Here is a 23,652-nt window from a genome sequence, read left to right on the forward strand (position 1 = left end):
TTCCGTCCCCTCCTTTTATTCAACAGATTGCATAATAGCGTCACGATCACGATATTGAATATCGTAAATACGACGATATGGTCCATTTTGTTTGATTAACTGTTCATGTGTACCCCGTTCTTTAATTTCTCCTTCTTCTAATACAAGAATTTCATCAGCATGTTTTAGAGAAGAAATACGGTGTGCAATAATAAAAGTTGTTCTTCCATTCATCACTTCTTTAAGTGCTTTTTGGATCTGAAATTCTGTTTCCATATCTACGGCTGAAGTAGCATCATCTAATACCAAAATACTTGGGTCAATCAAAATTGCACGTGCAATCGCAATTCTTTGCTTTTGACCTCCAGAAAGTCCCATACCCCGCTCACCAAGTAACGTGTCATAACCTTTAGGCATTTCCATAATAAAATCATGCGCCTGTGCACGCTTGGCAGCAGCAATAATATCCTCCATTGAGGCATCCGGATTTCCATAGGCAATATTCTCTTTAATTGTTGTCGAGAATAAAAACGATTCTTGCAATACAAAGCCAATGTGTTTACGTAACCATTTCAAAGAATAAGAGCTTGTCGGTTTACCATCGACTAAAACTTCTCCTTTTTCCGGTTCATAAAATCTTGTAATTAATTGAGTAATACTTGTTTTACCAGCACCAGTAGGACCTATAAGGCCTATAACTTTTCCTGGCGGTGCATCGAAAGAAATATTTTTTAATGCTGTATCATCATCTTCGATATACGTTAAGGTAACATTGTTAAACGTAACATGACCGTTAATACGCGCTGGCATAATTGGGTCTTCCTCTTCCTCAATATCTTCTTTTGCTTCCAGTATTTCTAATAATCTTTCACCTGAAGCTTTTGCCTGTGAAAATTGGTTGACAATAAACCCTAAGTTCATTAGTGGTCCCATAATATACGTAACCAAACTAAAGAAAGCTACTAGTTCACCTAATTGTAACGAATTATTAATTACTAAGTAGCCACCATAAATTAACAGTGCTACCATACTAATATTGCCAATAAACTCCATTAAAGGAAAATATCTTGACCAGATGTTCGAAGTAAATATATTTACTTCCTTATAATTAGCATTATTAGTAGAAAAACGATCAATTTCAAAATCTTCTTTTGATAAAGATTTGACCGTATTCATACCACTCACATTTTCTTGAATACGGGTATTTAAGCGCCCTAACGATTTTCTAACACTACGAAAGGCCGGATGTACTTTTTTATCAAATCGGTAGACAACAACCGCTAAGAAAGGCATTACAGCCATTGTTACTAATGCTAATGGTATCGAATAATAAAACATGACCGCTAAACTGATGATAATTAGTAAACATACTCTAATTAGTTCACGGAAACCAGCTGCCAAGAAAAACCGAAAACCTTCCACATCCATCGTTAACCGTGACATTAAATCACCAGTACGAGCATTATCATAGTAAGTAAAAGAAAGCCTTTGCAATTTTTTGTATAATTCATCTCGTAAAGTATAAACAGATTTAACACCAAACAAGTCACCTAAGTATTGTTGGAGAAAGTTGGCAATGCCCTTTATCACCATGATGAGAATAAAACCAACGGCAAGAATCGGGATCAGTTGATTACTTCCCGCTATTACCACATCATCAATTGTAATTTGTAAGATGATTGGATAGACTACGGTAATTCCAGTAACAATCATCACGAAAAATACTGATAAGAAGAAATATTTTTTAAAAGGCCAATAAAAATCTTTCAGCTTTTGAAATGTTTCCATCCTGTTTGCACCCCCTAAATTTTTTACGTATGTATAAATATAACGGCATCCGAAATAAATTTCCACCTTTTCGACTTATTTTCTAAAAATTTTTTTTTAAGTTGATTATTATTGAGGAATTAGTTTTTATTTGCTTCTAGAAAAACATTCTTCTATCATAGAAATATCATCATTTATAGGAGGCTAAATATGTTCGAAAATGGACTACAAATTGATTGGGGTTACATATTGGACAAAATAATCAGTTATGGTATACAAATTTTCATACTTATTATTGCTTTACTTATCATAGCTCCAATTGGAAAAAAAATTATCTCTGCATCCTTAAAAAGATCAAGCACAAGACAAAATGTTTCCGAAGCAAGAATGCAAACATTAGAAAAATTACTATTAAATGTTTTTTCTTACGCATTGATATTTATTTTTGTCGTAATGTTTTTCGGAATTATTGAACAGCCTATTGGGCCGTTACTTGCTGGTGCAGGTGTTGTAGGATTAGCAATTGGATTTGGGGCACAAGGTCTAGTAAGTGATATCGTTACAGGATTTTTCATTTTATTAGAGAAACAAATCGATGTTGGAGATTATGTAACAGCTGCTGGATATGACGGGATTGTAGAAGAAGTTGGCTTACGAACAACAAAAATTCGCGGCTTTGACGGCACACTTCACTATGTACCGAACAGAGAAATTTCGGGTGTTAGTAATCACTCCAGAGGTAATATGCGTGCACTAGTTGATATAGGAATTAGTTATGATGAAAATATAGATAAGGCAATGGTCATCTTAAAAAATATATGTGAGGAATTCGAGACTGATCCTCGATTTGCTGAAGGGCCTGAAGTAATTGGTGTACAGGCTTTTGGATCGAGTGAAATTGTATTACGAATTATTGGAAAAACCAAAAGCATGGAACAATGGGGTGCAGAAAGAGATATTCGAAAACGTATTAAAGAAGTGTTTGATGAAAACAATATTGAAATTCCATTTCCGCATCAAGTTTATGTACAAAAAAATAACTAAGAAAAGCGCAATGGTTCCTGTAGGTACGAATGAACCAGATCGATTAGGCATAGATGACTTTTATTCGAAGTCACCTAGCTAGTTGCCTGGAACTATGAAATATGCAAGTACAATAACAAAAACTCACTCTTCTTACAGAGTGAGTTTTTGTTCATTTCAGACAAAAAAATGAGAAGAACCAACTTATAAGTTAGCATGTTTAGTTGAAATATGAGTAAAACTTTATCTGCTCTGTCTCATCATCACTGTTACTGCTTTAATACCTGTTTCAATCGCATCTTCGCTTGGTTGAAGTTTACTGTGATGCAAGCCATATGGAGAGTCTACTCCCAGCCAAAACATAAAGCCAGGTATCTCCCTTAAAAAATATCCAAAATCTTCTCCAGTCATCGCAGCATTTGCTTCAACAAACTGAATTCCTTCTTTTTCAACGGCATTGGTAAATTGGTCAACGTAACGTTTATCATTACTTACTTGATAATACATCGCTCCATAATCTACTTTAATCGTACAATCATACGCAATCTCAAATCCTTTAATAAATTTTTCCAGTTCACTTTTAATTATAGACATCGTTTCAGGTTGTAATGTACGAATAGTTCCCTCTAATCGAGCAGTTTCTGCAATAACATTTTGAACAGTACCAGCTGTCATTTTCCCTATCGTAATAACACCACTATCTAATGGATCTACTTTTCTTGAAATTATTTGTTGTAATTGTGTAACAAAGGTGCTTGCTGTAACAATCATGTCCTTTGTCAAATGAGGATATGCAGCGTGTCCCCCCTTACCAGTAAAATCAAGAAATAGCTCACTTGTATTGGCAAACAAGATACCAGGTCGGCTAGAAACCGTTCCAACTGGAAGTTCAGGTGCTATATGTAATGCAAAAATACTGTCTACCTTCCACTGCTTAAATGTATTAGAGGCAAGCATAGGCTCCGCCCCCCCAGGTCCTTCTTCTGCAGGCTGAAAAATAAAGAGGACATTGTTCTCAATTGGATTTGCACTTATTTCATCAAGTGCTCCCAAAGCGATCGTCATATGTAAATCGTGCCCACATGCATGCATTTGACCTGGATGCTGTGATTTAAACGGGTAATCTGTTTCTTCTGTAATTGGCAAACCATCGATATCTGTACGATAAGCTATTGTTTTCTTCGGATTACTCCCTTTTACCAAAACAAACAAACCAGTTTCCCATTTAGTAATTTCAATATTTGGTCGATTCATCTTTTTAATCGTTTCCAACAAGAAAACTTGTGTTTTAAATTCCTGAAAACCAAGCTCAGGTATCCTATGTAATGAACGTCTAATTGCCACTAACTGCTCCTTATTCATCAAAAACTTCCTCTCTTCCATTGTCATCCTAAATACAAACTGCGAACTAGCGAAAATAAGGCTTTCATCCGTTCTTTTCATAAAAAGTTAGATGAGTGCTTGCATAGTCCTTTCTTAAAAAAGACAGGATCTACATGACCCTGTCTTTTTCCTATTATTAATCATCTAATTTTCTTAATGCTTCCATAATTTCTGTTTTTGATTTGGTTTGGTCATCAATTTCTTTAATTACTTTAGCCGGTGTTCCAGCTACTACAGTGTTTGGCGGAACATCCTTCGTTACAACGGCACCTGCTGCAACAACAGAACCTTCTCCTACGCGAACTCCTTCCAGAACTACTGCATTAGCACCTACTACAACCCCATCTTCAATAATTACTGGCTGTGCAGAAGGTGGCTCAATAACACCTGCTAATACGGCACCTGCCCCGATGTGGCAATTTTTACCTACTGTTGCTCGCCCACCTAAAGATGCATTCATATCAATCATTGTTCCTTCACCAATTACAGAACCGATATTGATCATGGCACCAAACATAATTACTGCACCGTCACCAATTTCTACTTGCTCACGAATAATCGCTCCAGGTTCAATTCGTGCGTTAATGTCTTTCATATTTAATAATGGAATAGCTGAATTTCGGCGGTCATTTTCCACTACGTGATCCGTAATTTTATCACTGTATGTATCAAGTAATCCTTTTACTTCTTTCCACTCGCCAAAAATAACACCATTTGTTTCATTAAGGAACGTCTGAATTGATCCAGTTGCTTCAATTTTATCCAACTCTACACCTTTAACATATACTTTTACAGGTGTTGATTTTTTACTGTTTGAAATAAAAGAGATAATCTCATGTGCATCCATTTGCTTCATTGTCTTCTTCCTCCAATATTAATAGTTGATATAAATGTACCAAAAAATAAATTACTTTTACAAGTATTATTATTTTGTCGTATATAATGATTTATTAACCTCTTTTAAAATAGCACGTCTTGTTAGAATACCGAGAAAGTATCCTTCTTCATCTACGACACATGCAAAAGCATGATTAATGACAACTTTCAGACAAGTTAAAAAATCAGTATCTTTTGTCAAAGTAGGTTGTTCCGTTTGCATAATTGCCTCAACCTTCGTCTCGGCCAATTTCTCCATTTCGAATCGCTCTATTCCCATTACACTTTTTAAAATCGGTGTTTTGGCAATGGTACCCTTGAATTTATAATCCAGATCCAACACAGGAACAGACGAATAACCTGATTCAACCAAGACAAGTAAAGCATGTTCTACAGGATTACCTACTTGTACATGCGCTACCTTTTCTGATGGTATCATTAAATCATCTACAGTCAAATCAGTTAATGATCTTTTAATTACACTCGACATATGGTACACTCCTTTTGGCTTTGGTGAAGGAGTTATTGTAAATATCACCTTTTTTATTTTAACATAAATTTAAATAATTTGTGTAATTTACCGCATGGATATCCTATTCACCTCATAGCATGCTATAATGAAACACATATATTTTCGATTTAATGGAGAGGGCTTTAACAGTATGAACCGAAGAACATTTTTAAAACGATTTTTTGGGGGCATCATTACATTATTTGGTCTGAGCGGTGGTACTTATTATTACGCTAGAGAAATTGAACCGAATATGTTAGATGTGCATTATGTAGATATTCATTCTAGAAAAACACCAACTGCTTTTGAAGGGTATAAAATAGTGCAATTTTCTGATACTCATATCGGCTTCCACTATACAGTAGATCAGTTTGCAGAACTAATAGATAAAATAAATCAACTAGAACCTGACATGATTGTATTTACCGGAGATTTAATTGATAACCCACGTATATACCAACTAGACGATAGGTTAATTCCGCTGTTAGATAAGTTAAATGCAAAGGACGGTAAATTCTGGATTTACGGGAATCATGACCATGGTGGATATGGTACCGATATGTTAATGGATATATTTCAACAGAGTGGCTTTGAATTGTTACAAAATGATCACAGACAGATTAATAAAAATGGTGATATGATTTATTTAGCTGGTATTGATGATGTATTATTAGGAAGACCTGACATAGAGCAAGCAATTGCTGGAATCGACAGTGAACAATTGACCATACTCCTAGCCCATGAACCAGATTATGCAGATATTGCAAAAGACTATCCTATTGACTTTCAACTATCAGGACACAGTCATGGTGGACAAGTTCAAATACCATTCATCGGATATATATATACTCCGCACTTAGCCGAAAAGTATGTAGAGGGAGCCTATACTATTGGAAATTCGCCATTACAATTGTTTGTAAGTCGAGGTATAGGAACGACTAGATTACCATATCGCTTTTTCTGCAAACCTGAAATAACGATATACCAGTTAAGGAAATCATAAACGAGGTGAAACAATGAAATATAAAGTAATATGGATTGTATTAGCTGCACTTTTTGTAGTTGGCTGTAGTGATAATGAACAATATGAAGGGGACTTTTCCTATGAAGTAGAGGATTTCACTTTTACTAACCAAGATGGAGAGGAATTGTCTAAAAGTGAGTTGGATGGTAAATTTTGGGTTGCTAATATGATTTTTACTAATTGTGAAACGATCTGTCCGCCAATGACAGCAAATATGGCCCGTCTTCAAGGTCTTTTAGCAGAAGAAAATATTGATGCAGAACTCGTTTCATTTAGCGTGGATCCAACTAACGATTCGCCAGAAATATTAAAAGATTACATTGAACAACGTGGCGGGACATTTGATAATTGGCATGCTCTCACTGGATATACAGACGAAGAAATTAAACAATTTGCCCAGAATTCATTTAAAGCATTTGTTGAAAATCCGGATAATAGTGATCAAGTCGTTCATGTCAAAACATTCTATCTAGTTTCACCGGATGGGAATGCAATAAAAGGCTACGATGGAGAAAAAGCTGACAATATGCAAAAAATAGTTGAAGATATCCAATCAATGAATTAAAGTAACTAGTAGAAGGGATGACATCCTTCTACTTTTTATTGTGAAAAATGGAAAAGAAGGTGAGTCAATGAAGGATTCAGATGAAGAGATTAAACAAATAGGTCAAGCTTTATTTATTGTCAATCGCCATGCAAAAACAGCGCCAGATCCTTCTCATTTATACCACTTAAAAAAAGAAGCGATGAAAAAATTAATAAAGGAACGGAAAGCAAAAAAAGTGGGCTTACATTACTCTAACAATCCAAAACAAAGTCGACAACACTCCATTTTGTTAGTTCAAATTGGAGATTACTACTTTCACATGCCACCTGGGAAAGAGGATATGAACTCACTCCCCCATCTCGGCCATTTAGATGATAGCTATTGTAATCAAAAGCCTACACTTTCTTTAACTAAAGCCAAAGCCATCCTTTATCAGTTTTTAAACTGGTCTATTCAACAACCAAAGGACAAGCGTCGACCATATTATAAGCCATTTAAACAACAAGCCGCTTCTCTATCTCCTTTCTATCACAAAAGAAAAAAGCACTGGTAACGGTTCTTCTTCGTAAAAATACAGGAAGATATACTCATCTTCCTGCTATCACTAATTTTTGCATGCTGAGATAAGAGATATTCAACTAATATTCTAGTTCGAATGAGGCTGTTTTTTTTTCATGATAGCGATACTTCTTTTTATACTAATGATAATAGAAAAGATTAAGATACCATAAAGAACATATCTCCAATCTGGAACATCAGTTAATGTAGATGTTATTAAAAACATTAATAAAACTACAAAGATAACCGTTAGTAAGGTATTCCATTCTAATACCATCATAAACTTAACAAATGGTTGGAATAAATAATACATAATAATTAATCCACTGACTATATAAAAGACAAAGAATACTTCGGCTTGCATTGTTAATAAAAGAACATCAGTTACTCTTATCATCTCTTTCCATACCTCTTCAGCCATTAAGTGCCCTCCTATTCATTTTATGATAAAATAATGCTAGTCTTTTTTATAATTGGTACTATTATTTCCAAATTTTATACTAGTTATAAGAGGAAATGAAGGAGGGTATATACGTTGGAATCATACATAAATGAGCAAGTGAAAAATATTGAAATATCAGGGATTCGCCAATTCTTTAATATGGTAGGAAACAAGCAGGATATCCTATCACTAACTATTGGCCAACCAGATTTCCCTACCCCTTCCCATGTTAAAGAAAAAACAAAGGAAGCAATAGATGACAATCAAACAACTTATACACATAATGCTGGTATTTTAGCTTTAAGAAAGGCAATAGCTTCATTTATAAATACAAATTATCAGCTTGACTATGATCCTATTAACGAAATTATTGTGACTGTTGGTGCGTCACAGGCTATTGATATTACACTCCGGACACTTTTAATGGACGGTGATGAAGTTCTGTTACCTGGCCCTGTTTATCCAGGATATGAACCTTTAATACAATTAGCTGGCGGCATACCTATCTCGATCGATACTCGACAGACAGGCTTTAAATTAACGGCTGATTTAATTGAGAAGCATATTACTGCTAAAACGAAAGCAATTATTATCCCCTATCCTTCCAATCCTACTGGCGTAACACTTACAAAGGAAGAACTGAAGGAAATTGCATCGATCATCGAAAAGCATAATATCTTTTTAATTGCTGATGAAATTTATAGTGAGCTTGTATATGATACAAGTCATTTTTCTATAGGACAATTTCGATCCATTCGGAATAAAGTGATCATTATTAATGGTGTTTCAAAATCACATTCTATGACTGGCTTTCGTATTGGGTATATTCTTGCAACCGACTGGCTAGCAAAACATATACTCAAAGTCCACCAGTATAATGTATCTTGTGCATCTTCCGTAAGTCAGTACGGTGCTTTAGAGGCTATTAAAAATGGTCAACAAGATCCTATTGAAATGAAAAAGGTCTACCGAGAAAGAAGAGACTATGTTTATGAAAGGTTAAAACAAATGAGTATTGACACTTACTTACCTGACGGTGGATTCTATTTTTTCTTGGATATCACTCACTTAAAAAAAGACTCATTCTCTATAGCTTTGCAATTAGTAGAGGAAGCAAAAGTTGCTTTGGTACCAGGCAGTGCATTTTCCAAATATGGTGAAGGGTTTTTGCGTTTATCATATGCTTATGATATGGACACACTTAAAGAAGGCCTTGATCGTATTGAGCCGTTTATCTCTAAAAATAAATAGTCCTGTCCTATACTCTAGGAAATTTGTCTAATAAATGTAGAAGCCCGTTTCAATCAGTTGAAACGGGCTTTATCGTATAATGTTTCCATTATCATCCATCAAAATTTATTTTTTCTTATTATTTTGCATTTTTTTATAATGTTCATAATCATTTAATAATTCGTCCAACTCTTGACTAATGTGAAGTGATTCTTTGCTAGTAATGCCTTTTTTGAGAGCAACGTCGGTCATTTCTTTTCGTAATTGTTCTATCTTACTTATTAAATTTACTGGATATAGTGACATCTACCGAGTTACCCCCTAAATTAGATTTGTCAAAAGTACATATGGTAAACGCTATTGATTATCCCAAAAAAACGTTTTATTGTAAAGCAAACCGCAAAAATAGACATTTCTTTCATCTAGCAAAAGATTATCTAGCAAGTCTCCTGCCAGTTCGACATTCGTTTTGCTAAATTTTCCCTTGATAGACATTGGCTTAACTATTTTACTATCAGGTATATTGTACTATTTTCTCTTGCGGAAGCATAGTGTTTCCGTTTATTTTCCTATTCCTTAATACCCCGATACATACAAGTAACTTTATAAACCCTTGTAAATAAAGGGAAATTCCAAATAGATGTATTTAATATACATGTATTAACTATAAAATATTTATCGAGAATTTACAAGTAAATGACTAATTTGTATGACAAATGGTAATGTAGAAATATATGGACGTTATGAGCAAACTCACTATCAAAATAAAACCTCAATAGACATTCTATTGAGGTTTTATTTGTATTTCTCCATTATTTGACACGATCAAAGATAGTATAGCCCATACACCCGATTAAAATCACAAAACATACAATTCCAAATATTAAACTCACGTTCTACACCTCATTTTTCCATTTTTCTACGCTTATTATACCTAAATTTCAGCTATTAATAAAGATTTTTTATTTTTTTCCTTAATCCTTTGTTACATTCTAAAGAATAGAAGCGATTCATGCTATAATAATTTTATCCTGCTTAGTTAGACTTGAAAGTGAGGTATTACATTGTTTTATTGTCCAAACTGTGGTGGTCAAGTACAAGAGAGAGAAACATACTGCATTTCTTGTGGAAAAAGATTACCAGAAGATATAAGTAAAAGAACATTACCGGTAAAACCATCAAAAAAATGGTGGTTCTTGCCTGTTATATCACTGTTAATCGCTTGTTTTATTGTTAGTTTGAGTTATTTTGTGACAACCTATCAATCTAATAAAGCATTCGCATTCTATGAAGAAGCAACAGAAATGGCATTAATTGGTGATTATCAGCAGGCTATTACTTTATTGGAAAAAGCACTAAAATATAAAGAGAATTTCCCTGCAGCCGAAGAGGTTAAAGCTTTTCTAAATGTTGCTATTGAGGTAGAAAATAATTTCGATCAAATCGAAAAATTAAATGAGCAAAATCAGTATGCTGAGACATTATCCATTATTCGTCATTCCGAAAGTGAATTACAAAAGTTTACTGGTGATTTAACAGATCAAATAATGGAACAAAACTTAGCAATAAAAAATCAAACTTTATTAAAACAAGCAACATATAAATTAACTAATAATCCTTCTACAGATGATTTAAAAGCATTAATATGGGAAATAGAAGATATAAATCATGACCAAGTAACTGAGTTGCAAGAAGAGGCAATTCAAATGTTAGTAACGATCACCTATCAGGAGGCAGCATCTTTATTAGAAGATCTTCAATTCTCACAGTCATTACGTGTCATTGAGGATACCCTAAAAGTGATAGAAAGCTCTGAACAATTAGAGAGCTTAAAAACTACGGTCAATAAGGAGAAAACTGCATTCGAATCTGCACAGGAACAACGAATTGAACAAGCTTTTTCTGCATTTGAGGAAGAACAAGAATTAAATGAGCATCACGCATTAGAATTAATCGATATTCATCTAAACAAAGATAAAAATAACTGGATCATTTCTGGCGAACTTAAAAGTGTTGCAACAGTACCCATTCATTCTATTTTAGTTAGTTATTCAGTCAATGGTAAGGATGATAATACATTATTAGAGAATGATGTTTATATTTTCCCGGAGACATTATACCCTGGGGAAGTAGGTAATTTCGAATTTACGCATTTTGACATTGAATCTGATTCTGAGCGATTAACACCGAAAGTAGAAGAAATTACATGGTACTTAGATTAAACTTCGGAGGGTTTTCATGTATAAGAAAAGAAAGTATATTCCTATATTTTTAGCTATTATCATCCTCATGTCGGCAATCATTACAGCAATAATTATTTTCATCAACACGAATAAGCAACCTTTAGAAATAAATAATACAGTAGCTGCGAAAATCGAAAGTGAAAATGAAATCAATTTAAAAAATATTATTCACCAATCACAAAAAGCAGTTGTGCAAATCGAAAGCTCCAATGATATGGATTCAAAGACAGGTTCAGGTTTTGTGATAAATAACCAAGGAGACATTATTACGAACGCACATGTAATTGAAAATGCAGATACCATAGTTGTAAAGCTAGCGAATGCGAGAGAATATCCTGCTGCTGTAGTTGGAATAGGAGAAGAGCAAGATTTTGCAGTCATTCGTGTACCAGAGTTACAGCAATTGGAACCAATAGCACTTGAGACAGAGAAACAGCTTGAAATTGGCGATGAAATTATTGCTATCGGGAGTCCATTAGGTATTCAAAATAGTGTTTCTTTGGGCTTAATCGTTGGTACTGATCGCTCATTTTCTATTAATAATTACCAATATGATGAAGTTTATCAAATATCCGCTAACATCACACACGGAAATAGTGGCGGTCCACTTATTTTAAGAGACACTGGAAAAGTAGTTGGCATTAATTCTGCTGGAATTACTGATACAGACATTGGATTCAGTATACCGATTACACAAGTGGCTGACATAGTTGCAGAATGGACAGAAAATTTGGAAGAAGACGATTTAACCTATTTATCTCCTACTGAACAACAAATTGATCAAGAAAAGCTTAAGGAAGACTCTCTTTATATTACGGAGTACTTCCTAGATAACATTACCTTACGAGATTATGTTAACGCCTATTCATTATTAGGTAGTAAATATCAAGGCAGAACTAGTTATACCGAATTTCGACAATTATTCCAAGCACTCATTGATCTATCTGTTCTAGATAAAGTCATTTTAGAAACTAAAAACGAGGAAGTTCATATGGATATAACTGTAGAGATAACAGTTAGAGACGAGGAATATAAAGAAGTTAAGGAATCACTTCATTATCTATTGGTTGTAGGTTATGAAAATGACCAACTGAAAATACTCAATTTAGAACAAATGGAGTAATATAAGGGGGTGCTAATTTGAAAAAAATAATGATTGCTTCACTATTATTTTTGCTTGCATGTAGTAATCAAAATACGGAACCAATGATTACCAAGGAAGATCCAGAACAATCAATAGATGAATTATTAGATCAAAAGGAAGTACAAGAAACACCACAAGAAAAAGAAAACTTGGAAGTAGAATTTTTATTAGAAGATGAGATTATCACATTAAATACTAAGAATATTACTATATTGGGAGCATATCTCAACACTGTTAAAAATAGAGATGAAGCTATTTCCAATATGGAGCTTGAAAAACTAGACCTTGACAACCTTTATCTACTATCTTTTAATTGTGTTCAAACCAATTGTTCCTATCTTTTATTAGATAGAAAAGAACCCAATCGCTCTTTTCTTATCGATGATCTAATTCATATAAAAGAAGTCATTCCTTCTCACGACCAATCAAAACTTTTTTTTATTTTAGAAGAATTTAAAGCGGATTCATGGAAAGTATTCGATCTTAACGAATGGACGACAATGAAATTTGAACCTCCTCCTCCGAATAATATTCGCATTCAATCAGCAGATTGGTTCGATGAAGAATCCATTACCATTAACTATCAACAATTATCGGATAACATCGTGCAGGAAGTGATAATTTCGGAGAAACAGGAGCAACTATTCAATATTGACAATTAGGCTTATAATTTCTTTTATGTAATTGGATAAAAGGGGGCTTATTCCAGCATTTGAGGGATTACTGCTTATCCTCATTTTTTTGGTTTTATTACGTGTTATACTTCTAATACCCGATCATTACTATGACCGGGTATTTAGCCTTCCTCCATACTATGTCTTTTACTGAAATGAGATAGTTTCCTCTGTTTTAATATCTATCCTTTCTCCATCTATGAAAAACTGAGTATGCACATATAACGTATGATCCCCTTTTTCTAAAGCTGGAAAATTTAATGGCTCTTGTGGGTAATATTGATAATCGGGTTCCATTTTTTTAGATAGTGGACTCCCAGTAAAAGTAGCATTGTCTGCGTCAACCGTAACTTGTGTTAACGGGGTTCTGTGCAAAATTACGATAACCTCATCCCCTAAATATTGTATAGAACGTAACACTTGAAATCCTTCACTAGTTTCTTCTACTTGTATATGTACAATAAAATCCTCATATTGTTCTTCAATCTTGACTGTTTCAACTAAGGAAGTTTTTTGGATATCCTTCACAACAAACAGTAGAATAGTCCCAATACAAGCGATTATAGTGATGACTATGGAGTATTTTTTCCACATATGTCACTCCTCCTCGCTATTTTTCTTTATTTTAAATAGACGAATTTCCTAAGGATTTGGTTTCATTTTGCAAGGATTTTTAAATGCATACTTTTTTCAATTTTCTACAAGATATGTATAAAGGCTATTCTATTCAAGGGAGGACAGAAAAGATGAAAGTGTTACCTATCATTTCCATATTATGTACCTTAATACTTGTTGCGTGTAACAATCAGGACAATCAAGGCTCTTCCTCTACCGTGCAAAGCGATACATCTGATATTGTCATGTTAAATTCAGAAACAGCTAATACACATGACGAAAACACTATCCCATCCATAGCACAAACATATTTGGATGAACAGTCAAATGATATTGCATCCTATAAAGCAATCCATATTGATGATCAGCTTTTTATTGCTTTTAATGCAACACCGCTCAGGCAGGCAGTAGAACAAAAGATTGAAAAAAGAATAAAAAAAGACCTAGAAAATTTAACAGATATAAAAGATATTGAAGTAACTTCAGATCAAAAATTTTATATGGAATTAACAAAATTAGAAGATCAAGAACTATCAAAAGATGAAGCCTTAAAAAAATTAAAAGAGCTAAAAAAACTTTCAAAAGAACAAACATAACGGAGGATAAATAATGAAAGATCACCCGAATAGCTATCAAGAATATGAGAAAACACAAGAACCAAAACGGCCATTATTAAAAAATTGCATGAAAGCATTTTTAATTGGCGGGTTTATTTGTCTTATTGGTCAGGTTATTTCCACTATATATATGTATTTTTTTGATTTTACTGAACAAACTGTTGGCAATCCCACTGTTGCTACTTTAATTTTTATTACCATGTTGTTAACTGGTTTTGGCGTATATGATCGTATTGCTCAATTTGCAGGAGCGGGTACAGCTGTACCAGTGACAGGGTTTGGTAATGCAGTTATTTCCGCCGCAATTGAACACCGTACAGAAGGGTTTGTTCAAGGTGTAGGTGGAAATATGTTTAAACTAGCTGGTTCAGTAATACTCTTTGGTGTATTTTCTGCTTTTATTATTGCTTTAATTAAAACTATTTTTTCATATTGGAGTGGCGCATAATGATGACAGGTAAACAAACTTGGATTTTTGATACTCCTCCATCGATCATTTCCACAGGTGTAGTAGGAGGACCGTTTGAGGAAAAAGGCAATATTCCAAATGATTTTGATAATTTTTATACGGATCAGTGGATGGATGAAAAATCATTTGAACTTGCACATCAACATATGATTGAAGATGCATGTCACATTGCAATTGAAAAAGCCACTTTGGAGCCAAGTGACATTCAGTTCTTTCTACATGGAGACCTTATTAACCAACTAACTCCTTCAAATTTTGCGGCACGAAATTTATCGATACCGTTTTTAGGTGTTTTTAATGCTTGTGCAACATCCATGGAAGGATTAGCGCTGTCGGCTTTAATTATCAATCAAATGAAAGCTGATTATGTAATGACCGGTGCTGCAAGTCATAATTCTGCCGTAGAAAGGCAATTTCGTTATCCCAATGAGTACGGAAGCCAGAAGCCTGACACCGCTCAAATGACTGTAACAGGTGCTGGAATCGCTATTCTTGCTAAGAATGGGAACGGCCCAAAAGTAACTTCAGCTACAATTGGAAAAGTCGTGGATCGAGGTCTGAAAGATCCTTTTAACATGGGGGGTGCAATGGCCCCTGCTGCTTATGACACTATTACTAGACATTTAAAGGATCGGAACATTTCTCCTGATTATTATGATTACATTATTACAGGAGATCTAGCTAAAATCGGTCGGGATATTTGTTTAGACTTGTTACATCAAAATAATTATCAAATTAGTGATGAGCAATTTGTCGATTGCGGATTGATCATTTATAAACCAGATCAGCCAATATTTGCTGGGGCTAGCGGTACAGCATGTTCGGCAGTTGTTACATACGGCCATTTTGTTAATAAATTGTTAAGAGGGGAATGTAATCGAATATTAGTAGTTGCTACAGGTGCATTGTTATCCCCATTAACTGTTCAGCAAAAACAAACGATTCCATGCATTGCACATGCAGTTTCCATTGAAAATAATTAAGAAAGAGGTGATGAAGTATGGTTTTTTTATGGTCGTTTATAGTTGGGGGGCTAATCTGTGTAGTTGGACAGCTATTACTTGATGTAGGAAAGCTGACTCCTGGTCATACATTAAGTACCTTGGTGGTAGCCGGAGCTATCTTAGATGGTTTCGGATTATATGAACCGTTAATCGATTTTGCTGGGGCAGGTGCTACCGTTCCTATTACGAGTTTCGGTAATTCTCTTGTTCATGGTGCCATGGAAGAAGCAGAAAAGCATGGTCTGATTGGTGTTGTTACAGGTATGTTTGAAGTAACAAGTTCTGGTATATCTGCAGCAATTATCTTCGGCATGATAGGCGCCATACTTTTCAAGCCAAAAGGATAAGCGAATCCGACAAAACATATCAGGTGAATAGATAAACATTACAAACTAATGGTAATTGTTCATTGTGTAACATCCTTCCATTCTGATAAAGTATATAATTCCTGTTTAGATTAAATATTAAAGCAGATGGAGCTTTATTTGGCCCATCTGCTTTTCCTTTTACATATGAATATATATTTTTCCTAACTGTTTTTGTGATGCTAAATAAGAAAAAGCATTGTCGATTTCATCCAATGGATATCCTTTATCAAGGAATGGTTTTATATCGTGTTTTTCGATAAATTGTATTAAATCGCGTAGCTCTTCCCTACTCCCCATGGTCGATCCGATTAATTTATATTGACCATAGAAAAAGGAACGTAAATTAAAAGTAAATTCATCGTTTGTAGAGGAGCCAAAGGTTACAATTCTGCCACCCCTCTTCAGAACATCTAAAGACCTGTTAAACGTAGCACCACCTATACTTTCAATCACGATATCAATTTCTTCATCTGCTAATGCGTTTTTCCAATCTTCACTAGTTAAAATTCCGCGGTCATAACCTAACACCTCCGCCTGTTTCAACTTCTCCGTTTCTCTTGAAGTAGTAATGACCCTTGCTCCAGCAGCTTTGGCCATTTGAATAATAAAGGATGTTACCCCTCCCCCTACTCCTGGAATAAATAATGTTTCCCCTTCTTTTATTTGACCTTGGGTAAACAATGCACGGTAACCAGTCAAGGCAGATAATGCAAATACTCCTGCTTCTTCCCAACGTAAATGGTTTGGTTTTATTTCAACAAAATCTTCAGATATGAGGATCTGTTCTGCAAATGTACCATTAAATGGTACCCCGACTATTTCAAAGTCTTTCGGTGGTGCATTTGTATTATCATACCAATTTAAACTAGGATTAATAATTACCTCTTCCCCGCCTTCAAATCGAGTAACTTCCTCACCAGTTCGTTCGATCACTCCGGCACCATCTGATCCAAGTATATAGTACTCCGTCTTCTTGCCAATTCGCTCCTTAATCTGAAGGTCACGATGATTCAATCCAGCTGTTTTCAGACGCACTAGCACTTGTCGTCCTTCTGGATAGTGCTCAGGTACATCCTTCAACTGATATTCTCCATTTTGAATTACATAAGCTTTCATGCTATTACTCCTTTCTTCCTGAATGTAGAGGTTCGCTATCTTGGATACTTTTCTTTAATAATCTTTGCATATCGCCAATACCCCTTGTTCCTAATAATGGGTATTCGATTTTGTTTGCAAAATGAAATGTTTGATTAAGAATAGACTGGTACTTCTTTCCTGTTAAAGCAACAATCTCACGATATTGATCCAAATGCTTAACTTGTACTTGCTTACGTAATCTCTCAAGCGTAATAACCTTTGGATCGTTTGGGCGAAAAGTAACATCATAATTTTCTGCAACAATATCATCTGGAAGCAATAATCCGTGTTTTCCTGAGATGATTACCCAATCCTCAAAATACATCTCGACGTATTGGCGACATAACGTATGCAGAACACCTATGTAAGCATTTTTTGCCTTTGTTGGTCCTTCATCTGGGACTTTATCCCATATTTTCTTTTTTCCACAAGGTATTACACAGAGCTGTGACATTTAATATCTCTCCTATCCGTCTATTCCATTATATATAACAAATTACAAAGCTGTAAAACAGAAAAAAATCTTCATTGTAAGATAAAGTAACAGCAGGGTTGTAATCGCTTACCACATTTTTTTTCGCGAAAAAAATGTCAGAAAATTATTAAAAAACGGTTGACCAAAAGGCTTTTTGGTTGTATTATTGTCGTCAATCAGATATTTCTGAATATTACCCATTTTTAAAAAATATGTAGACAGGATAAAATCAATCCGATAGTATAAAATTATAAATGATACTATAAAACGTTGACGGGAAGAAAGGATTAGGATCATGTATTAATAGAGAGCCGAGGATGGTGGAAGCTCGGTAATACACCTATTCCGATTACTCATCCCTGAGTGCTATGTTGAACACTCGCTTAGTAAGCATAGCCAGGTGTTATTACACCTGTTATCAAAATGAAGCTGTACTATGTTCAGCTTCATGAGGCAATATTTGTGAGAATATTGTGAATCAGGGTGGTACCGTGAAAAGAAAGGCCTTTTCTCCCTTGTTGTTTGCTATTCAGTAGCAGGAACAAGTTAGAAATGGCCTTTTTTTATATATAAAGAAAATGAAATAGTGATAGTTTATGTTAATTTTCAGATTCTAACATTTAGGAGGGATTAGAATGGAAAGAACACAAAAACAAGTAGAATCAGCAAAAGAATATAAAGAACCAAAAACAGGAGCTGATTTACTTGTCGAATCGTTAATCAACGAGGGCGTTGATACATTATTCGGTTACCCAGGCGGAGCCGCTTTGCCTATTTTCGATGCTCTTTATAAAGCTCAAGATGCTTTCGATCAAATCCTGGCTCGACATGAACAAGGGTCCATTCATGCTGCTGAGGGATATGCAAGAGTTTCTGGAAAGCCTGGTGTTGTGGTTGCTACTTCAGGGCCAGGTGCGACCAACTTAGTAACTGGTATTGCAGACGCAATGATTGATTCCCTACCGATGATTATTATTACAGGTCAAGTTGCGCAAGGTGTGATCGGATCTGATGCCTTTCAAGAAGTAGACGTTATGGGCGTTACTACACCGATAACCAAACATAACTATCAAGTACGTAATGTGTACGATTTACCTAGGATTATGAAGGAAGCATTTCATATTGCCACAACAGGACGACCAGGACCAGTATTAATTGATATGCCAAAGGATATATCAGCAGAAATTATAGAAGAAGACTTCAAAGCAAACATTGAATTAGATTTACCAGGATATCAGCCAACAACGAAGCCCAATCCATTGCAGACCAAAAAGCTTGCCGATGCAATTGGTAAAGCGAAAAAACCGGTTTTATTAACAGGTGCAGGTATTTTATTTGCGAATGCTTCAGAAGAAGTGCAAGAATTTGCTGAAAAATTTTCGTTGCCAGTTGCCTCCACCCTCTTAGGATTAGGCGCATTTCCAGGCGATCACCCATTGTTTATGGGAATGGCTGGTATGCATGGAACGTATGCATCGAATACTGCCATTTACGAATGTGATTTATTAATCAACATCGGAGCACGATTTGACGACCGTTTAACAGGTAAACTATCATCTTTTGCACCAAATGCAATAGTTGCTCACATTGATATTGATCCAGTAGAAATTGGCAAAAATGTTGCTACTGATATACCGATTGTTGGAGATGCTAAAGCAGCATTACAGAAGCTATTAACCCATGATATCCAACAACCTGAACATGATGAGTGGCTTGTTCGTATTCACGAAAATAAAGAAAATTATCCGCTATGGTTTAATAATCCAGATCAGGAAATGATCGGACAATGGGTTATTAAACAAGTGTACGAAGCAACCAAAGGAAATGCTATTGTAACAACAGATGTAGGACAGCATCAAATGTGGGCAGCACAGTTTTACACGTTCACCAAGCCACACAAATGGGTATCATCTGGTGGATTAGGTACAATGGGATTTGGCTTTCCTGCTGCGATAGGCGCACAACTTGCCAAACCAGAAGAAACGGTGGTTTCTATTGTTGGTGACGGTGGTTTCCAAATGACGCTACAAGAATTATCCATCTTGCAAGAAAAAGGCTTACCAGTCAAAGTAATTATTGTTAACAACCAAGCATTGGGAATGGTAAGACAATGGCAAGAAAAATTCTATGCCGAGCGATATTCACAATCCATTTTTAGTATTCAGCCAGATTTTGTAAAACTAGCAGAATCCTATAATGTAAAAGGAATAAAAGTTACAACCCAAGATGAATTTATCCAAGCACTACCAGAAATCTTTGATTATCAAGGTCCAGTACTTGTTGATGCTCGCGTACTTCAACAGGAAAATGTCTTCCCTATGATAGCACCTGGTAAAGGATTAAATGAAATGATAGGGGTGAAACCATGAAACGAATTATAACCGCAACAGTTAGAAATCGCAGTGGTGTATTAAACCGTATAACAGGTCTTCTACAACGACGACAATTCAATATCGAAAGCATCTCTGTTGGCAGAACAGAAACGGATGGCATGAGCAAAATGACCTTTGTTGTAGATGTCGAAGACTCTCAAAAATTAGAACAAGTAACAAAACAATTAAATAAACAAATTGATGTGATTAAAGTTTCAGATATAACAGATAAAGCCATCGTTGCACGCGAATTGGCATTAATTAAAATTGTTAGCAACAGTCAATTACGTGCTGAAATACAAGGAATAATCGAACCTTTTCGTGCATCGATTATCGATGTAAGTAAAGATAGCTTATCCATTCAAGTTACTGGTAAACCAGATAAAGTAGAAGCATTAATCGAATTGCTTAGACCATACGGTATTAAAGAACTGGCGCGTACAGGCTTAACTGCTTTTGTTCGTGGACAGCAGCCGAATACAAAAGATGGCAATTTCCAATCACTATTAGGCTAATAAGATAAGCGCAGAGCATTCACCTTTTTCGGAGAGCTCATAGCTAGACATATAGCCAAAAATTATACTTTCTTAGGCTAATAATAATTAACTTTATTATAAAAATATTAATGGAGAGGATGTATTTTTTATGACAAAAGTACTTTACAACAACAATATTAATGAAGAGGTATTACTATCTAAAAAGATCGCAATTATCGGGTATGGTTCTCAGGGTCATGCTCATGCCTTAAATCTAAAAGAAAGTGGATTTGATGTAGTGGTAGGTTTACGTAAAGGCCGTTCATGGGATAAAGCGGTAGAAGATGGTGTAGATGTAAAAACTGTAGCTGAGGCAGCTAAAGAAGCAGATGTAATTATGATCTTACTTCCAGATGAAAATCAACCAGCTATTTATAAAGATGCAATTGAGCCTAACTTAGAAGCTGGAAATGCGCTTGTATTCGCACATGGCTTCAATATTCACTTTAATCAAATCGTACCACCTGCAGATGTAGATGTTTTCCTTGTAGCCCCTAAGGGACCTGGCCACCTGGTACGGAGAACATATGAAGAAGGTGCTGGTGTACCTGCTCTATATGGCATCTTCCAAGATGCAACTGGCAAAGCTAAAGATGTTGCTCTTGCATATGCCAAAGGTATTGGTGCAGGTCGTGCAGGAATACTTGAAACTACTTTCCAAGAGGAAACAGAAACTGATCTATTCGGTGAGCAAGCTGTTCTATGCGGGGGTACTTCTGCACTTGTGAAAGCTGGTTTTGAAACACTAGTGGAAGCAGGATACCAACCAGAAGTCGCTTACTTTGAATGTCTCCATGAATTAAAGTTAATTGTGGATCTTCTATATGAAGGTGGATTAGAGAACATGCGCCACTCCATCTCTGATACAGCTGAATGGGGAGACTTTATGTCAGGTCCGCGCATTGTAGATGAAGATACAAAAGCACGTATGAAAGAAGTATTATCCGACATCCAAACAGGTAAATTTGCGCAAGGATGGATTCTTGAGAATCAAGCGAATCGCCCTCGTTACACTGCTATTAAAAAGGCAGAAAGCGAACATCAAATTGAAAAGGTAGGTAGAGAACTGCGTGAATTAATGCCATTTGTTAAGCAAAAGGCAATTAATAAAAAGGAAGTGGTCTCTAATGACGCAAATTAAGATTTTTGATACGACGCTTCGTGATGGTGAACAATCACCCGGCGTCAATCTCAATCAACTAGAAAAATTAGAGCTTGCTAAACAATTAGAACGCTTTGGGGTAGATATTATGGAAGCAGGATTTCCTGCTTCCTCCAAAGGTGATTTCGAATCGGTAAAAAAAATTGCAGAAACAGTCAAGAATGTTTCTGTAGCGGGTTTAGCGCGTGCTGTTAAATCAGATATCGATGCATGTCGTGATGCACTTAAAAATGCAGCTGATCCAAGACTTCACGTGTTTATCGCTACCTCCCCTATTCATATGGAATATAAATTAAAGAAAACACCAGAGGAAGTAATTGAAACAGCTGTTGAAATGGTAAAGTACGGTAAGCAATTTTTTGATCATGTTGAATGGTCTGCTGAAGATGCTTCCCGAACAGATTTAGATTTTTTAGCAAAAATCATTGAAAAAGTAATTGATGCAGGAGCTACTGTTATTAATCTACCAGATACAGTTGGCTACACTATGCCACGTGAATATGGCGCAATGTTTAAATATGTAACAGAACATGTACCGAATATCGATAAAGTCGACCTTTCCTGTCATTGTCATGATGACTTAGGAATGGCATTAGCTAACTCGATTGCTGCAGTAGAAAATGGCGCAACCCAGGTAGAAGGTACTATTAATGGTATTGGTGAACGAGCTGGTAATGCATCATTAGAGGAATTTGCTGTAGCATTAAAAATTCGCAATGATTATTATCCTTATTATACTAATTTAGTTTTAAATGAAATTAAACGTACAAGTGATATGGTAAGTAAATTCACTGGTATGACTGTTCCTGGAAACAAAGCGGTTGTTGGCCGTAATGCATTTGCACATGAATCTGGTATTCACCAAGATGGTGTGTTAAAAAATGCGCAAACTTATGAAATTATTACACCAGAATTAGTTGGTGTTCATTCGAATAATTTGGTTTTAGGGAAACATTCCGGTCGCCATGCATTTACCGATAAAATTAAGCAGCTTGGCTATGACCTTCCAGAGGATAAGATTAAAGAAGCATTTAAATCCTTCAAACTATTAACAGATCGAAAAAAAGAAGTAACAGACGATGATTTGTTTGCAATCCTTACCGATATCCAAACAGATACCTCGAATGTGAAACGTTATAAGCTTGAAAATTTCCAAGTACAATATGGCTCTAATGATCAACCAAGCGCAACGGTATCATTATCTACTCCTCATAACGAAAAAGTAGAAGATACAAGCACTGGGTCAGGGAGTGTGGAAGCACTTTATAACACTTTAGATCAAATTATTGCGGAGGAAACACATCTAACTGATTTCCAGTTAAATTCGATTGGTCAAGGTCGAGATGCACTTGCAGAAGTTCATGTTAGCTTAACCGTTGATGGAAAAGCAGTAAGTGGACGTGGTTCCGCACAAGATGTGCTAGAAGCAGCTGTACAGGCATATTTAAATGGTGTCAATCGCGCTATTTACTACGGTGTGAAACGTCTGTAAGACT

General features: G+C 35.4%; 25 protein-coding genes. 16 read left to right on the forward strand and 9 right to left on the reverse strand.

The window, feature by feature from the left end:
- Positions 1–15 precede the first annotated feature (15 nt).
- Positions 16–1,767, reverse strand: coding sequence for an ABC transporter ATP-binding protein (locus tag ACTNEP_RS03640; protein ID WP_441160292.1), 1,752 nt, complete (start codon positions 1,765–1,767; stop codon positions 16–18).
- Between the two features lie 189 nt (positions 1,768–1,956).
- Here ACTNEP_RS03640 and ACTNEP_RS03645 point away from each other — a divergent pair, with 189 nt between their 5' ends.
- Positions 1,957–2,790, forward strand: coding sequence for a mechanosensitive ion channel family protein (locus ACTNEP_RS03645; protein ID WP_441160293.1), 834 nt, complete (start codon positions 1,957–1,959; stop codon positions 2,788–2,790).
- 222 nt (positions 2,791–3,012) lie between these two features.
- Here the strand turns inward: ACTNEP_RS03645 and ACTNEP_RS03650 are convergent, their stop codons facing one another.
- From ACTNEP_RS03650 to cbpB, 3 genes are all read right to left on the reverse strand, one after another.
- The gene (locus ACTNEP_RS03650; RefSeq protein ID WP_441160294.1) at positions 3,013–4,131 is read right to left on the reverse strand and encodes an N-acetyldiaminopimelate deacetylase; all 1,119 of its coding nucleotides are present in this window, start codon (positions 4,129–4,131) and stop codon (positions 3,013–3,015) included.
- Positions 4,132–4,288: 157 nt separating this feature from the next.
- Positions 4,289–5,008, reverse strand: a complete 720-nt coding sequence (dapD, locus tag ACTNEP_RS03655) for a 2,3,4,5-tetrahydropyridine-2,6-dicarboxylate N-acetyltransferase (RefSeq protein WP_441160296.1) — start codon at positions 5,006–5,008, stop codon at positions 4,289–4,291.
- A 69-nt stretch (positions 5,009–5,077) separates the two neighbouring features.
- Positions 5,078–5,518: a cyclic-di-AMP-binding protein CbpB gene (gene cbpB / locus ACTNEP_RS03660; protein ID WP_441160297.1), complete on the reverse strand. Its 441-nt coding sequence runs from the start codon at positions 5,516–5,518 to the stop codon at positions 5,078–5,080.
- Positions 5,519–5,690: 172 nt separating this feature from the next.
- Here cbpB and ACTNEP_RS03665 point away from each other — a divergent pair, with 172 nt between their 5' ends.
- The 3 genes from ACTNEP_RS03665 to ACTNEP_RS03675 all read left to right on the forward strand — a co-directional run bounded on the left by ACTNEP_RS03665 (position 5,691) and on the right by ACTNEP_RS03675 (position 7,663).
- Positions 5,691–6,542, forward strand: a complete 852-nt coding sequence (locus ACTNEP_RS03665; protein ID WP_441160298.1) for a metallophosphoesterase — start codon at positions 5,691–5,693, stop codon at positions 6,540–6,542.
- 13 nt (positions 6,543–6,555) lie between these two features.
- The gene (locus ACTNEP_RS03670) at positions 6,556–7,128 is read left to right on the forward strand and encodes an SCO family protein (RefSeq protein ID WP_441160299.1); all 573 of its coding nucleotides are present in this window, start codon (positions 6,556–6,558) and stop codon (positions 7,126–7,128) included.
- 67 nt (positions 7,129–7,195) lie between these two features.
- Positions 7,196–7,663: a YkyB family protein gene (locus ACTNEP_RS03675; protein WP_441160300.1), complete on the forward strand. Its 468-nt coding sequence runs from the start codon at positions 7,196–7,198 to the stop codon at positions 7,661–7,663.
- Positions 7,664–7,756: 93 nt separating this feature from the next.
- Here the strand turns inward: ACTNEP_RS03675 and ACTNEP_RS03680 are convergent, their stop codons facing one another.
- Entirely contained in the window at positions 7,757–8,089 is a 333-nt protein-coding gene (locus ACTNEP_RS03680; protein ID WP_441160301.1) for a hypothetical protein, read from the reverse strand.
- A gap of 114 nt (positions 8,090–8,203) precedes the next feature.
- Here ACTNEP_RS03680 and ACTNEP_RS03685 point away from each other — a divergent pair, with 114 nt between their 5' ends.
- Positions 8,204–9,361 carry an aminotransferase A gene (locus ACTNEP_RS03685; protein ID WP_441160302.1) on the forward strand — a complete coding sequence of 386 codons (1,158 nt, stop codon included), beginning with the start codon at positions 8,204–8,206 and terminating at the stop codon, positions 9,359–9,361.
- A 105-nt stretch (positions 9,362–9,466) separates the two neighbouring features.
- Here the strand turns inward: ACTNEP_RS03685 and ACTNEP_RS03690 are convergent, their stop codons facing one another.
- Positions 9,467–9,646: a Spo0E family sporulation regulatory protein-aspartic acid phosphatase gene (locus ACTNEP_RS03690; RefSeq protein ID WP_441160304.1), complete on the reverse strand. Its 180-nt coding sequence runs from the start codon at positions 9,644–9,646 to the stop codon at positions 9,467–9,469.
- Positions 9,647–10,404: 758 nt separating this feature from the next.
- Here ACTNEP_RS03690 and ACTNEP_RS03695 point away from each other — a divergent pair.
- From ACTNEP_RS03695 to ACTNEP_RS03705, 3 genes are read left to right on the forward strand one after another with little or no spacing between them, the layout of a single operon-like run.
- Positions 10,405–11,562, forward strand: a complete 1,158-nt coding sequence (locus ACTNEP_RS03695; RefSeq protein ID WP_441160305.1) for a hypothetical protein — start codon at positions 10,405–10,407, stop codon at positions 11,560–11,562.
- A 16-nt stretch (positions 11,563–11,578) separates the two neighbouring features.
- A complete protein-coding gene (locus tag ACTNEP_RS03700; RefSeq protein ID WP_441160307.1) occupies positions 11,579–12,706 on the forward strand; it encodes a S1C family serine protease in 1,128 nt (375 codons plus the stop codon).
- Between the two features lie 17 nt (positions 12,707–12,723).
- On the forward strand, positions 12,724–13,389 hold the full coding sequence (locus ACTNEP_RS03705) for a hypothetical protein (protein WP_441160309.1): 666 nt from the start codon (positions 12,724–12,726) through the stop codon (positions 13,387–13,389).
- Between the two features lie 159 nt (positions 13,390–13,548).
- Here the strand turns inward: ACTNEP_RS03705 and ACTNEP_RS03710 are convergent, their stop codons facing one another.
- Positions 13,549–13,995 carry a hypothetical protein gene (locus ACTNEP_RS03710; RefSeq protein WP_441160310.1) on the reverse strand — a complete coding sequence of 149 codons (447 nt, stop codon included), beginning with the start codon at positions 13,993–13,995 and terminating at the stop codon, positions 13,549–13,551.
- A 152-nt stretch (positions 13,996–14,147) separates the two neighbouring features.
- On the opposite strand from ACTNEP_RS03710, the gene ACTNEP_RS03715 reads away from it, so the two are divergent.
- Genes ACTNEP_RS03715 through spoVAE form a run of 4 tightly spaced genes read left to right on the forward strand, consistent with a single transcriptional unit; the run spans position 14,148 to position 16,453 of the window.
- Positions 14,148–14,612, forward strand: coding sequence for a hypothetical protein (locus ACTNEP_RS03715; RefSeq protein WP_441160312.1), 465 nt, complete (start codon positions 14,148–14,150; stop codon positions 14,610–14,612).
- A gap of 13 nt (positions 14,613–14,625) precedes the next feature.
- A complete protein-coding gene (spoVAC, locus tag ACTNEP_RS03720) occupies positions 14,626–15,081 on the forward strand; it encodes a stage V sporulation protein AC (protein ID WP_441160314.1) in 456 nt (151 codons plus the stop codon).
- Positions 15,081–16,085: a stage V sporulation protein AD gene (gene spoVAD / locus ACTNEP_RS03725; protein ID WP_441160315.1), complete on the forward strand. Its 1,005-nt coding sequence runs from the start codon at positions 15,081–15,083 to the stop codon at positions 16,083–16,085. The genes spoVAC and spoVAD overlap by 1 nt, the downstream gene beginning before the upstream one ends.
- A 17-nt stretch (positions 16,086–16,102) precedes the next feature.
- Complete coding sequence (gene spoVAE, locus ACTNEP_RS03730) at positions 16,103–16,453, forward strand: stage V sporulation protein AE (RefSeq protein WP_441160316.1); 351 nt, start codon at positions 16,103–16,105, stop codon at positions 16,451–16,453.
- A 159-nt stretch (positions 16,454–16,612) separates the two neighbouring features.
- Here the strand turns inward: spoVAE and ACTNEP_RS03735 are convergent, their stop codons facing one another.
- Together ACTNEP_RS03735 and ACTNEP_RS03740 are read right to left on the reverse strand one after the other, a co-directional pair.
- Complete coding sequence (locus ACTNEP_RS03735) at positions 16,613–17,590, reverse strand: zinc-binding dehydrogenase (protein ID WP_441160317.1); 978 nt, start codon at positions 17,588–17,590, stop codon at positions 16,613–16,615.
- A 4-nt stretch (positions 17,591–17,594) separates the two neighbouring features.
- On the reverse strand, positions 17,595–18,065 hold the full coding sequence (locus ACTNEP_RS03740; RefSeq protein WP_441160318.1) for a DUF6884 domain-containing protein: 471 nt from the start codon (positions 18,063–18,065) through the stop codon (positions 17,595–17,597).
- 656 nt (positions 18,066–18,721) lie between these two features.
- On the opposite strand from ACTNEP_RS03740, the gene ilvB reads away from it, so the two are divergent.
- The 4 genes from ilvB (at position 18,722) to ACTNEP_RS03760 (ending at position 23,648) form a co-directional block, all read left to right on the forward strand.
- Complete coding sequence (ilvB, locus tag ACTNEP_RS03745; RefSeq protein WP_441160319.1) at positions 18,722–20,455, forward strand: biosynthetic-type acetolactate synthase large subunit; 1,734 nt, start codon at positions 18,722–18,724, stop codon at positions 20,453–20,455.
- Positions 20,452–20,973 carry an acetolactate synthase small subunit gene (ilvN, locus tag ACTNEP_RS03750; RefSeq protein ID WP_441160321.1) on the forward strand — a complete coding sequence of 174 codons (522 nt, stop codon included), beginning with the start codon at positions 20,452–20,454 and terminating at the stop codon, positions 20,971–20,973. The genes ilvB and ilvN overlap by 4 nt, the downstream gene beginning before the upstream one ends.
- A 130-nt stretch (positions 20,974–21,103) precedes the next feature.
- A complete protein-coding gene (gene ilvC / locus ACTNEP_RS03755) occupies positions 21,104–22,135 on the forward strand; it encodes a ketol-acid reductoisomerase (RefSeq protein WP_441160322.1) in 1,032 nt (343 codons plus the stop codon).
- Complete coding sequence (locus ACTNEP_RS03760; protein ID WP_441160323.1) at positions 22,122–23,648, forward strand: 2-isopropylmalate synthase; 1,527 nt, start codon at positions 22,122–22,124, stop codon at positions 23,646–23,648. Before ilvC ends, ACTNEP_RS03760 begins: the two co-directional genes overlap by 14 nt.
- Positions 23,649–23,652 lie beyond the last annotated feature (4 nt).

Source organism: Gracilibacillus sp. HCP3S3_G5_2, from assembly GCF_052063305.1.
In the GTDB taxonomy this organism is placed as follows: Bacteria; Bacillota; Bacilli; order Bacillales; family Amphibacillaceae; genus Gracilibacillus.